The sequence below is a fragment of the Salinivibrio sp. SS2 genome, assembly GCF_001722075.1.
Taxonomy (GTDB): Bacteria; Pseudomonadota; Gammaproteobacteria; order Enterobacterales; family Vibrionaceae; genus Salinivibrio; species Salinivibrio proteolyticus.
Genome location: NZ_MEBP01000129.1, coordinates 1 through 12,785 on the forward strand (window position 1 = coordinate 1; position 12,785 = coordinate 12,785).

At 47.7% G+C, this 12,785-nt stretch carries 10 protein-coding genes and 2 tRNA genes; 7 read left to right on the plus strand and 5 right to left on the minus strand.

The genetic code is table 11. The features are described from left to right. Positions 1-200: 200 nt before the first annotated feature. Positions 201-276 (minus strand) — tRNA-Asn (locus BGK46_RS15845). A gap of 140 nt (positions 277-416) precedes the next feature. Continuing rightward, positions 417-492, minus strand: a tRNA-Asn gene (locus BGK46_RS15850). A gap of 656 nt (positions 493-1,148) precedes the next feature. Here BGK46_RS15850 and uvrB point away from each other — a divergent pair. The 3 genes from uvrB to BGK46_RS15865 all read left to right on the plus strand — a co-directional run bounded on the left by uvrB (position 1,149) and on the right by BGK46_RS15865 (position 5,304). Then, the gene (gene uvrB, locus BGK46_RS15855) at positions 1,149-3,176 is read left to right on the plus strand and encodes an excinuclease ABC subunit UvrB (protein WP_069590912.1); all 2,028 of its coding nucleotides are present in this window, start codon (positions 1,149-1,151) and stop codon (positions 3,174-3,176) included. 305 nt (positions 3,177-3,481) lie between these two features. Next, positions 3,482-4,927 (plus strand): quorum-sensing sigma-54 dependent transcriptional regulator LuxO, encoded by a 1,446-nt coding sequence (luxO, locus tag BGK46_RS15860; RefSeq protein WP_069590914.1) that lies wholly within the window; start codon positions 3,482-3,484, stop codon positions 4,925-4,927. A 17-nt stretch (positions 4,928-4,944) separates the two neighbouring features. Beyond that, positions 4,945-5,304 carry an Hpt domain-containing protein gene (locus BGK46_RS15865; protein ID WP_069590917.1) on the plus strand — a complete coding sequence of 120 codons (360 nt, stop codon included), beginning with the start codon at positions 4,945-4,947 and terminating at the stop codon, positions 5,302-5,304. On the opposite strand, the gene BGK46_RS15870 is transcribed toward BGK46_RS15865, so the two are convergent. The 3 genes from BGK46_RS15870 to BGK46_RS15880 form a co-directional block, all read right to left on the minus strand. Then, positions 5,266-6,168 carry a YvcK family protein gene (locus BGK46_RS15870; RefSeq protein WP_084781533.1) on the minus strand — a complete coding sequence of 301 codons (903 nt, stop codon included), beginning with the start codon at positions 6,166-6,168 and terminating at the stop codon, positions 5,266-5,268. The genes BGK46_RS15865 and BGK46_RS15870 overlap by 39 nt on opposite strands. A gap of 240 nt (positions 6,169-6,408) precedes the next feature. Beyond that, entirely contained in the window at positions 6,409-6,981 is a 573-nt protein-coding gene (locus BGK46_RS15875) for an LON peptidase substrate-binding domain-containing protein (RefSeq protein ID WP_069590919.1), read from the minus strand. 190 nt (positions 6,982-7,171) lie between these two features. Continuing rightward, the gene (locus BGK46_RS15880; protein WP_069590921.1) at positions 7,172-7,576 is read right to left on the minus strand and encodes a MerR family transcriptional regulator; all 405 of its coding nucleotides are present in this window, start codon (positions 7,574-7,576) and stop codon (positions 7,172-7,174) included. A 586-nt stretch (positions 7,577-8,162) separates the two neighbouring features. Here BGK46_RS15880 and BGK46_RS17660 point away from each other — a divergent pair. The 4 genes from BGK46_RS17660 (at position 8,163) to oppC (ending at position 12,607) form a co-directional block, all read left to right on the plus strand. Continuing rightward, entirely contained in the window at positions 8,163-8,327 is a 165-nt protein-coding gene (locus tag BGK46_RS17660; RefSeq protein ID WP_157893162.1) for a hypothetical protein, read from the plus strand. Between the two features lie 645 nt (positions 8,328-8,972). Continuing rightward, complete coding sequence (locus tag BGK46_RS15885) at positions 8,973-10,643, plus strand: ABC transporter substrate-binding protein (RefSeq protein WP_069590923.1); 1,671 nt, start codon at positions 8,973-8,975, stop codon at positions 10,641-10,643. Positions 10,644-10,764: 121 nt separating this feature from the next. Further along, positions 10,765-11,685, plus strand: coding sequence for an oligopeptide ABC transporter permease OppB (oppB, locus tag BGK46_RS15890; protein ID WP_069590926.1), 921 nt, complete (start codon positions 10,765-10,767; stop codon positions 11,683-11,685). Positions 11,686-11,695: 10 nt separating this feature from the next. Continuing rightward, entirely contained in the window at positions 11,696-12,607 is a 912-nt protein-coding gene (gene oppC, locus BGK46_RS15895; RefSeq protein ID WP_069590927.1) for an oligopeptide ABC transporter permease OppC, read from the plus strand. The last annotated feature ends 178 nt before the right edge of the window (positions 12,608-12,785 follow it).

The window sequence follows — 12,785 nt, forward strand, 5'->3', positions numbered from 1 at the left end:
CCCCAACTGGACTCAACGGGGGCGCCCAGCCCAGTGACATATTCCGCATAGCGGAACGACTAGCTTGAATAACTAAATCTGTCATTGGACACAAAATTGGCTCCCCCAACTGGACTCAACGGGGGCGCCCAGCCCAGTGACATATTCCGCATAGCGGAACGACTAGCTTGAATAACTAAATCTGTCATTGGACACAAAATTGGCTCCCCCAACTGGACTCGAACCAGTGACATACGGATTAACAGTCCGCCGTTCTACCAACTGAACTATGGGGGAATTGCTTTTCAACAATAACTTCCACCATATGGTGAAAAGTGGCTCCCCTTTGGGACTCAACGGGGACGCCTAGTCCTGCGACATATTCTGCGTAGCAGAAATGATACAGGCAATGCGAAACGCATAATTTCTCACAAAAGTGGCTCCCCCTGCGGGACTCGAACCTGCGACATACGGATTAACAGTCCGCCGTTCTACCAACTGAACTAAGGGGGAATTGCCTTGAAAGCGGGGCGAATCTTAGCGAGCAGATTTAGGGGTGTCAACGGGATGCAGTGAAGAATTTTGACCTTTTTGACTGAGTGTTGAAAAGGTGAACGCTATATGTTGACAATTCGTGCAAAACGGCAAGTTTTCCATCTTTGGCTTGTATGGTATGTCTTGACTGGTGAGAAGGCAGAGTGCACAAGGCTTCTACGGAGTTACCCACAAATTCTGTGGATAAGTGTGTGTGCAGATCTTGAGGAAGTCACTATGGTGTTGATTTTATGCGTGCGGCGAAAATCAATCCATTTATATTTTTTGGTTAAGGTAATGAAAATTGGTGTTTTTTTCCTAAGAATGAACGTTGTGAGAGTACGGCCTGATGTATGCTTATGCACAGTCTAAAAAACAAGCGATAAGTGAATAGCGGGGATAGATTATCGAAAAAAGGCGGTGACTTCGCCTAGATATTGGCGTTTTGAAAGTGTCTTTAGCGGGGATTTCCTAAAGCGGAAAGACAGTCTATCTAGGTCGTTTTTTAAGGTCAACGTTTATGGATAAAAAAGATCGATTTGTCGTTCGCTTTGGTAAAATGGCTCGACAGATTGACTCGATAAAGTGAGTCCGGACAATAGCGTGATTGGCTTGTGGCCCAAAAGGATAGCTTGATGAGTAAAACATTTTCTCTTCGTTCTTCGTTCCAACCATCCGGTGATCAACCTGAAGCAATCCATAAATTATGTGAGGGGTTGGAAGCTGGGCTTGCACATCAGACCTTGTTAGGGGTCACGGGGTCGGGAAAAACCTTCACCATGGCGAATGTGATTGCAGAGCTTAATCGTCCGACCATGATTCTTGCCCCTAACAAAACATTAGCGGCGCAACTTTATGGCGAGATGAGAGAGTTTTTCCCTGATAATGCGGTTGAGTATTTTGTTTCCTACTACGACTACTATCAGCCGGAAGCCTATGTACCCTCTACCGATACTTTTATTGAGAAAGATGCATCAATAAACGATCACGTAGAGCAGATGCGACTCTCTGCAACAAAAGCGCTGATGGAGCGACGTGATGTGGTAATCGTAGCCTCTGTGTCAGCTATTTATGGTTTGGGGGATCCCGATTCCTATTTAAAAATGATGCTGCATATTCGCCGAGGCGACTTGCTTGATCAGCGTACTATCTTAAAGCGGCTCGCCGAGCTTCAGTATACGCGCAACGATCTCGCGTTTGAGCGAGGCACATTTCGGGTGCGCGGTGAAGTCATTGATATTTTCCCCGCCGAGTCTGATCAAGATGCCATCCGCGTTGAGCTATTTGATGATGAAGTTGAAACCATTAGCGTATTTGACCCCTTAACTGGCCAAGTCAGTGCCAGAGATATTCCGCGGTGTACGATTTATCCCAAAACGCACTATGTCACACCACGAGAGCGGATTTTGGATGCGGTCGAGAAAATCAAAGTGGAGCTTGCTGAGCGGAAAAAGTATCTACTCGACAATAACAAACTTCTTGAAGAGCAGCGCATTACTCAGCGGACGCAGTTCGATATCGAAATGATGAACGAGTTGGGTTATTGCTCAGGAATTGAAAACTATTCGCGCTATCTGAGTGGACGCGCTGAGGGTGAGCCACCTCCGACGCTGTTCGATTATCTGCCTGCCGATGGACTTTTGATTATCGACGAGTCGCACGTGACTGTCTCTCAAATCGGGGCAATGTTTAAAGGCGACCGCTCAAGAAAAGAAACCCTGGTGGATTATGGCTTTAGGTTACCATCAGCACTCGATAATCGCCCGCTAAAATTTGATGAGTTTGAAGCCCTGGCACCGCAAACGGTCTATGTCTCCGCAACGCCGGGTAATTATGAGCTTGAGAAGTCCGCGGGAGATGTGATTGATCAAGTAGTGCGTCCTACCGGCCTGATTGATCCTGAGATTGAGGTACGGCCTGTCGCGACGCAGGTCGACGATTTGCTTTCTGAGGTTCGAGCGCGCCGAGAGCGCGATGAGCGGGTGTTAGTGACCACGCTCACCAAACGCATGGCCGAAGATCTGACTGAGTATATGCAAGAGCATGGCGTTCGTGTTCGGTATCTTCATTCTGATATTGATACGGTGGAACGTATGGAAATCATTCGTGACCTACGCTTGGGGGAGTTCGACGTATTGGTCGGGATCAACTTGCTTCGTGAGGGGCTCGATATGCCAGAAGTCTCTCTGGTCGCTATTTTGGATGCCGATAAAGAAGGCTTTTTGCGCTCTGAGCGTTCTTTGATTCAAACCATCGGGCGGGCGGCGCGTAACCTCCACGGTAAAGCGATTTTATATGGCGACAGTATTACAAAGTCGATGAAACGGGCGATTGATGAAACCGAGCGGCGTCGAGCTAAACAAATTGCCTATAATAATGAACATGGCATCACCCCGCAGAAATTGAACAAAAAAGTCATGGATGTGATGGAAATGGCGGCGGGTAAACGCGTGAAGAAAGGTAAGCCAGCCATGAAGTCGCTTCGCGCTGTGGCAGAGCCGGATGCAGATTATACACTGCAATCGCCTCAAGCCATTGATGCTCAAATTAAGAAGCTGGAAGGACAGATGTATGAAGCGGCGCAAAACTTAGAGTTCGAAAGCGCGGCACAATTACGCGATCAAATTCAAGTGCTGCGAGAGCAGTTTATCGCGAATAGCTAAATAAAAAAAAGCCAACCTAAAACGACAGGTTGGCTGTAGTGTTTCAGTGAGCATGTACTCACAAACAACGTCAGTTGGCTAGGTGACCCCAAAAGGGTCATCCTCTGTTATGCATTCAGCGTGCCAACTATTATAATGCGGCTTTACATGGACAAACCGTGTGGTTTTAGTGAGTTGTTATCATTAAACTGCAAATGTGATTGCATAATGCAACGCATTTCGCATACGCTCGCGCAATTATTATGAGCGTGACGCATAACAATTTCATCGATTATGGGATGCGAGACGCCACCCTCGGAGGACAAATGCCAACACTATCACACAGTAAACGCATACTGATGGTAGAAGACACCGCGTCAGTGGCTGCCCTTTACAAATCTTACCTAAACCCACTTGATGTGGAGGTAGAGATCGTTGGGACGGGTCAGGAAGCGCTGAATTTCTTTGCACAACAGGGTGATCAGCTCGCGCTAATTATACTCGATCTTCGTTTACCGGATATGTCGGGGATCGACGTATTGGCTCATGTCCGTGCGAACGCGCCAAGTTTACCCGTGATCATTATGACCGCGCATGGGTCTATTGACGCGGCGGTGGATGCGATGCGCAATGGCGCCAACGATTTTCTGATCAAGCCGTGTGAAGCAGATCAACTTAGGGTGACGGTGAATAAATCACTCAAGCCAAAAGTAGCGAGTCAATCCCAGTCTGAACGGCAAGAGGGAGAATATCATGGCTTCATCGGTCGCAGTTTACCCATGCAAGCGGTCTATCGAGTTATAGAATCGGCGGCGCCCAGTAAAGCCACCGTCTTTATTACCGGGGAAAGTGGCACGGGTAAAGAAGTGTGTGCCGAAGCCATCCATGCGGCAAGTACGCGCAGCAATAAACCCATTATTGCCTTGAACTGTGCGGCGATTCCCAAAGACTTGATTGAAAGTGAGCTATTTGGTCACGTGAAAGGCGCGTTTACAGGTGCAGCGGCTGAGCGTGATGGGGCAGCGGAGTTAGCGGATGGCGGCACCTTGTTCTTGGATGAGATTTGCGAAATGGATTTGGATTTGCAATCCAAATTGCTGCGATTTATCCAAACCGGCACGTTTCAAAAAGTCGGCTCTTCCAAGGTAAAAAAAGTGGATGTCCGTTTTGTGTGCGCCACAAACCGGGATCCTTGGTTAGAGGTTCAGCAAGGAAAGTTTCGTGAAGATTTGTACTACCGACTCCATGTGATCCCTCTCGCGCTTCCGCCATTAAGAGACAGAGGCAGTGATGTTCTAGAAATTGCCAATGCTCTGTTGGCGCTGTTTTCTGCCGAGGAAGGGAAAGACTTTTGTCGCTTTAATGACGCCGTTGTAAAACAACTGCTTGAATATGATTGGCCCGGAAATGTTCGCCAACTTCAGAACGTAATCCGCAATATAGTGGTGCTGCACAATGGTGAGGAAGTCACTGCCGAAATGCTTCCACCTCCTTTCGCGCGCGCATCTGGTGTCGAAATTGCATCGTCCCATCCGAACACTCGGTCAGAGGTGGCACTGCAAACGTTGACGGCACGCGAACAGAGTGATGATAACCTGACTGCAATCAGTAAATCGGATATCGAACCGCTGTGGAAAACGGAAAAACGTGCCATTGAAGTTGCGATTGATGCCTGTAATGGCAACATTCCGCAAGCAGCAGGATTATTGGAAGTTAGCCCCTCGACCATTTATAGAAAATTACAAGCTTGGCAAAAAACTGCGGCGAATTAATGATAGGAAGCGGATGTATGGCCACCACAGTGAACACTGAAACATTACGTCGACTGGCTTTGGAAGTAGGGGAAGATACTGTCACCGTGCTTTTAACGGTATTCAGCGATGAGCTTTCCCAATATCATTCTCAGCTTTCAGGCTCACCGTCGATTGAACAGGTACGAGAAATTAGTCATGCGATTAAAAGCAGCGCCGCTAGCTTTGGCGCAGACGATTTAGCGGAAATGGCCCGTGAGTGCGAATCTCGTGTCCGTCAAGGACAAGATGAGTGGATGTCACACCATTTGGACGAGCTGACCGATATGCTACGCGGCACAGCCTCGACTTACCGAGACTTAGCTGTTGAGCAGGACTTCATCAATAGCTTGACGTAGCTTGTCTCTGTCATGACGCCAACTGTGATTTGAAGAGGCCAATTGGGCCTCTTTTTGTTGATAACGCTCAGCTAAACTCGCCTCTGCCGTTTCACCCAACACCCAGTCGATTTCTCGTCCGCCCATCGCTCGTTCACACCATGTCAGCATGGTTGCCAAGGGCATCGCGCCGGCGGGCCCCAACTCTTTACCTAGGTTACGAATAAAGACGATTTTGGCTTGGCTCTGTTTGAGAGCGCGACTGAGTTCAGGAACCAGTAATGGGGGCATGACGCTGGTCAGAAAGCTTCCCGGTCCGATCAAAATGACATCCGCCAACTCAATCGCTTCAACGGCTTCGCGAGTCGCAGGCACTGTCGGTGATAAGAATAGTCTTGAGGGTGGTTGAGGAAGCTCATCAATATGGGTTTCCCCAGCCACCGTCTCCCCATCTGCGGTCAACGCTGCGAGATCAGAAGGGTGCTCTGACATAGGGAGAATATGTGTTTTTACATTTAGTAAATCTCGGATCAACTGAATGGCTTCGAGCGGACGAACCGACAGGTTATCTAATGCGGTTAGGATCAAGTTCCCGAGGTTGTGACCGTTTAATTCCCCTTTACCTTTAAAGCGGTACTCAAATAGCATGGAGCCGACAGACGGTTCCGTGATGAGTTGATTAAGACAGTTACGCATATCTCCCCATGCGATCCCGCCTTGGCAAGCACGGATACGGCCCGTCGAGCCGCCATTATCTGTGGTAGTCACTATGCCTGTGACACGACTGCCATGCTCGCTTAGCGCCGACAGCACGCGGCCAAGTCCGTGTCCGCCACCGATGGCGACAATGCGGGTTGTTCGATCAGAAAGAGGCGATAAGGTCATGAGTAACCGTTCGATGTGCTATGTACGTAAACGCTGAGTTTACTGAATAAGTGACCGAAAGTGTAAAAGTCAGGGCAGGGTTTTGTGAATTGGCAATAAAAAAGGGTAACTGTGGTGGTTACCCTTGCCTATAAAATCACCAAATCAAGTGAATAGGCCAAATCGCAAGGCAGCACTAAAAATAGGGGGATAAAGAGGTGACGCTCGACACGTCACCGCTTTTCCGTTTGTTTGGCCGCGTTAATGCGGATCGTGCATCATGCTAAGAAGGTAATCCCGCGTGGTGCCACAAGAGTTGTTGGCCATCAGCTGCTGTTTCTCTGTAGTAGGAAGTGGCAGCAATTCGAGCCAACGCTGACACAGCCAGCTCAGGTTAGAAAACTCGGTTTGGCGGTGCATTTTTTGCAACTCTGGATACCGTTCAAACATCGACTGTAATCGCTCGACAAGGGGTTGGCTTTGGTCGTCTACTTGACAATCGGGCCAGCGAGGCAGTGCACGCACAGAAGCAAACAGCATCTCGCTCTGTTGTTGGTTAAAAGTTTGGATTGAAAAACGTGCAGTGCCGCGGGCGGTGACAACTAAACATCCATCTTCCTGGCTGGTGGTGAAGTCTTCGATATCGACAAAGGTGCCAATATTGGTGTGTTGCCATTGGCTGTTGCTGTCCGCCATACACACGCCCAACGGTAACCCATGCTTCATGGCGAATACGAGCGTATTCAGCGCATTACCCGCAGGGATACGAAGCGGAATTCTACCTCCAGGTAGAATGTGGCGGTCGTTAAACAAAATCGGTGTAGATTGAGCCATAATGCACCCCCTGACGAGCAAATAAATCGGTCTAGTAATCTAGATACTGCAAAAGGGGTGCCTACTTTTCTAAATGCCCATGTATCCTAGTAAGGACAAGGGAAGCCGGTGTTTTTAAGACAAGTAGAATCGGTTTAGTCGCATTTTGCGACGCAAATGTATGAGCTTTTGTACTATTCTGCAATGACGCTTATGAAGACGGTTGGCGACTCCACTTGCTGAGTTGACGATAACACTGAGTTTCGGCGCGATTGAGCTCGTCCATGATGGCTTGGATGTCTTCTTGTTGTTGCTGCAAGCGACGTTGACGTTGCTGAATGGCTTGAATCATTTGTTGGAGTGCGCGCGGTGTGTTTTTTTCCGCGTCGTACAGTTCAAAAAGCTCTCTCATTTCTGCCAAAGAAAAGCCGAGGCGTTTTCCCCTCACAATAAGAGACAGGCGCAAATAGTCTTGATATCGATATAAGCGCTGCTGACCTTTACGCTCAGGCGCGATTAATCCTTCAGCCTCATAATAGCGAATGGCTCGATGTGACAGGCCAAAGAGTGTTGCCAGTTCAGAAATTTTGTAGCGATGGTTGACCGAGGTTGCCATGGCATCAATGTCCCTATTGTTGCACGTTGCTGCATAGTAACCGAGCTCAGCGACATCGCAAGGTATGGCGTCGGTATTTTTGGATAAAAAAATAGCCTCCAAGGGAGGCTATTAATTATTTACTTTCAATCGCAACTGTTAGCTGTCGCGTTGTGGTTTTTTGCCCTTATTTGGGTTGTAACCATGACGAACGCGCGCGCACAGTGGGCGAGAGGTTGAACCTTGTGGTCTCATTGTCAGTTGTAGCTCTTTGTCGGAAGTGAAAACTGTGATGGTGTCGGGAACAACTCACCATCACGTGTATGATGGGCTAGATGTAATCGAATAACAATCTTATTTGCTCAAAAAAGCAACGATATTGGTATTTCGTCTAAACAGAGACTTATTATCATTTAATGTTATTAAAACAATCCGGTAAGCGGTCGATAACGCGCGGTGGAGTATCCATTGACAGTGTTTTGCTTTTCCTGTGACAAAGGTGTAGCTTAAATGTTGCACAAGCGGTTTGTACTCAAACGACTTTTAGGGCTCCAATCGCCTTAGTTTGAGTGTCTGTGCCGAATGGCTACTTGTTCAGGAGGACACAATGAAGCACAAGCGCTATAGCAATAAGAAAATCAAAGAAATGATCCACGACGCAGTACCACAAATGGAAAAAGCCCGGGAAGAAGGGCGTTCTTTATACGATCAGGATAGAGACTCGGCTCAGGAGGACCATCCCGCTTTCGAAACCGATGAAGCCAAAAAATAGAGTTTGATTTCTTTGACCTAGCCAGCGAAATTCGCTGGCTTTTTTATATCTAGGCTGAGGTGAAGACTCACTGCTCCTAACTAACATATTGATGAATATGTTATTTATTTGGTCGCTCCTATCAGCGCTGAGAGCGGTTGTTTTGTGACCGTGGTACCTCTCTGACATTATGGTAAAGCGTTAGGGTTGAGTTTTATTGACAAATAGCGTTTAGTGGCATCATTTACATATGAGTAACATTTTCGGGTTTGAGCTGAGTGTGATCGTCTGCAGATAAATAGTGTCATAGCGGTTTGTCCGTTTTTCGAGCGGAATGATAGCCGCAAATGGCTAGCCAGTACGCAGAAACAGTATAAATGGAAATTTATTCGGTTTTTTTATTCTTTCTGTGAATAAAGTGCTATCTGCTCCAGCTCTTACCAGCGCAATGTTCTTATTCTATGTTTTTATCTAGTTAAATATGAGTTTTTATTGCCGTTTTATGGCAAAATACTTCAGTGTTGTGGCAAAACACAGCGCTGATTGGTAATGTTTTGCCATTAATCCGCACAGGTCGGTGAGCAATACGTGTTTAGGCACGAAGGACGCTTTATCCCCTGTGTTGATTGTCACGGATGCATATAGCGATTGTTATGGAGTTACACGATGAAGCTAAACACGATCACCCGAACCCTCTTTATGGGCGCTGGCCTATCTCTGGCTCTTACAGGATGTGGTGAACCAGAGCAAAAACAAACCTCCCAAACGAGCCCTGAAACGAAAACCGAAGCGCCTGCTGGTGAGCCGAAACTTGCTGAAGTGCAAGAGTTGGTTCGTGGTAATGGTGCAGAAGTCGCTTCACTCGACCCGCACAAGACTCAAGGCGTGCCTGAATCTCACGTCATTCGTGATTTGCTGGAAGGCTTGGTTAACCAAGACGCCGACGGCAATGTGATCCCTGGGGTCGCAGAGCGCTGGGAAAACAAAGACAACAAAGTGTTCACCTTTTACTTGCGTAAGGATGCTAAGTGGTCAAACGGCGATCCTGTCACCGCACACGACTTTGAATACAGCTTTAAACGTGTTGTCGATCCGAATACCGCGTCACCATACTCATGGTATGTCGCTTATACCCATATGCTCAATGCCAAAGACATTGTTGATGGCACCAAAGACAAAGACACTTTGGGTGTGAAAGCGCTCGACGATCACACCCTGCAAGTCACCTTAGATACCGCGGTGCCTTATTTGGTGAAAATGATGGGTCATACCACCATGAAGCCAGTCAACCAAAAAGTCGTTGAGAAGTATGGCGATCAGTGGACAAAACCCGAGCACTTTGTGGGTAATGGCGCTTATGTCGTTGATAACTGGGTAATCAATGAGCGCATTGATCTCAAGCGTAACGAACAGTATTGGGATAATGAAAACACGACGTTAGATAAAGTGACTTTCTTACCCATTGAAAACCAAGTTTCGGAAATGAATCGTTTCTTGGCCGGTGAGATTGATATGACGTATGAAATTCCCAACGAGCATTTCCGTCGTCTTAAACAGGAGCACCCTGAAGATCTTTCGATCGTTGGTAACCTGTGTAGCTACTATTACATATTTAACACCAAGCGAGAGCCCTTTGATGATGTTCGTGTTCGTAAAGCCTTGTCTTACGCCATTGACCGTAATGTCGTGACTGACGCGCTACTGGGCCAAGGCCAAAAGCCTGCTTACTTCCTCACGCCGGAAATTACAGCGGGCTTCTCACCAGAGTTACCGGCTTATGCGAAAATGACCCAAGAAGAGCGTGATGCAGAAGCAAAACGTCTTCTCAAGGAAGCCGGTTTTGACGAAAGTAATCCACTTGATTTCTCATTGCTCTACAACACCAGTGAGAACCACAAAAAACTGGCCGTTGCGATTGGTCAAATGTGGAAAGACAAGCTGGGTGTGAATGTAGAACTCAATAACCAAGAGTGGAAAACCTACCTGAGCACCAAGGATGAAGGTGACTTTGATGTGGCACGCGCAGGTTGGTGTGGTGACTATAACGAAGCCTCTACCTTCTTAACATTGATGCGCAGTACCAATACATCAGGCGGTGTGCATTACGACAGCAAAGCCTACGATGCCATCATGCAAAAAGCGATGGAAACCACGGACGATGCTGAGCGTGAGCAACTGTACCTAGACGCAGAAGCGCAAATGGCGAAAGACATGCCTATCGCGCCTATCTATCAGTATGTTAAAGCGCGTCTCCTTAGCCCTAAAGTGGGCGGGTTCCCTGCGAATAACGCTGAAGAGAAGATCTACTCTAAAGATCTTTACATTAAAGCGGAATAAACTCCTGATTCACAGCTAACTAAGGGAGTCGCCATCGGCGACTTCCTTGGCTGGCTGTCGCTGTCTGTGAGGTCTATTCAGATAGCGCTCGCTGTGATTCTCAAAACGATACGGTACAGCTATGTTGAAATTTATCGCTAAGCGAATTTTGGAAGCCATTCCAACTTTGTTGGTATTGATCACTGTTTCCTTTTTCTTAATGCGGTTTGCGCCCGGCAACCCTTTTTCAAGTGAGCGTCCGTTACCCCCAGAGGTAATGGCCAACATTAATGCTAAGTATGGCTTGGATAAGCCGGTGTTCGAACAATACACCACCTACCTTGGCAATATTTTACAGGGTGACTTTGGTCCCTCATTTAAATACATCGATTTCTCGGTGAACGAACTGATCGCGGGGGCATTTCCAGTCTCTGCCCAAATCGGCGCATTGGCGTTTTTGTTCACTTTAGTGTTTGGGGTCACGATTGGCACCATTGCGGCACTCAAGCAAAACACTTGGATTGACTATGCCATCATGTCGACAGCCATGCTTGGGGTGGTAATGCCATCATTTGTTCTCGCTCCAGTGTTGATTTATATCTTCTCGATTAATCTCGGTTGGCTTCCTGCTGGTGGCTGGCAAGGTGGTGGCTGGCAATTCATGATCCTACCCATGATAGGCATGTCGCTGCTTTACGTGGCAACATTTGCGCGTGTTACTCGAGGCAGCATGATTGAAACCTTGAATAGTAACTTCATTCGTACCGCTCGCGCGAAAGGGCTGAGCTACCCCAAAATTATTGTTAAGCATGCACTTAAGCCGGCGATGCTACCGGTTGTTTCCTACATGGGGCCTGCGTTTGTGGGGATTATTACCGGTTCGGTTGTGATTGAAACCATCTTTGGGTTGCCTGGCATCGGTAAGTTATTCGTGAACGCAGCGTTTAACCGCGACTATTCACTGGTACTGGGCTGCACCATCTTAATTGGTACGCTCACCATTCTGTTTAACGCTATCGTCGATATCCTGCTGGCGTATATCGATCCTAAGATCCGTTACTAGGGGTGACATAATGCTGACGAAAAAAGAAAATATTGACGCCCTCGAGAGCTTCTCTGAACAAGTCGATGTGAAGGGTCGAAGCTTATGGCAAGATGCTGCGGTGCGTTTTCGACGCAACCGTGCGGCGATGGCAAGTTTGGTCATCCTGTTTTTGATTGGTCTTAGTGTGATTATTGGACCACACCTAAGTGCCTATGCCTACGATGCGACCGACTGGTATGCTATCCATGCTGCGCCATCATTTGGTATGGAAGGGCATTGGTTTGGTACCGATGCGCTAGGACGTGATTTGTTTACCCGCACCATGATGGGCGGACGCATTTCGATTATGGTCGGTGTCATGGGGGCACTCGTCGCGGTGTTGATTGGTACTCTATATGGTGCCACATCAGGCTTTATTGGCGGCCGCACGGATGCTGTCATGATGCGCTTAGTCGAAATCCTCCAATCTATTCCATTCATGTTCTTCGTGATTGTATTGGTTACCTTCTTTGGCCGTAATATCGTTCTGATCTTCGTGGCTATCGGCTGTATTGCGTGGCTAGATATGGCACGTATTGTTCGTGGTCAAACCCTGAGTTTACGCAGCAAAGAGTTCGTCGAAGCCGCACACGTTTCAGGGGTGAGTACACGCCATATTATTACGCGCCATATCGTGCCAAACGTGCTCGGTATTGTTGCGGTTTACTCGACCTTGCTTGTGCCCAATATGATTTTGTTTGAATCATTCCTAAGTTTCCTGGGACTCGGGGTGCAAGAGCCGATGACCAGTTGGGGGGCGTTGTTGCAAGAGGGTTCTCAAACGATGGAACTCGCGATTTGGCAATTGCTCTTCCCTGCGGCCTTTATGGTGATGACACTGTTTTGCTTTAACTATGTCGGCGATGGTTTACGCGATGCGTTAGACCCGAAAGACAGATAAGTCATCTAGGGTTCTTACCGTAAAAAAGCAAAAATATGGGAAAGCGCAGGTTTATCACCTGCGCTTCAGATTGCTGACGAACCCCGCCTTTTTAGGCGGGGTTCTTTTTGATAAGCGGCCGTAGGCCGCGATCGCGATATTTTTTGTTAGAGAGTGGTAGTGTGTCAGAGAACACCAC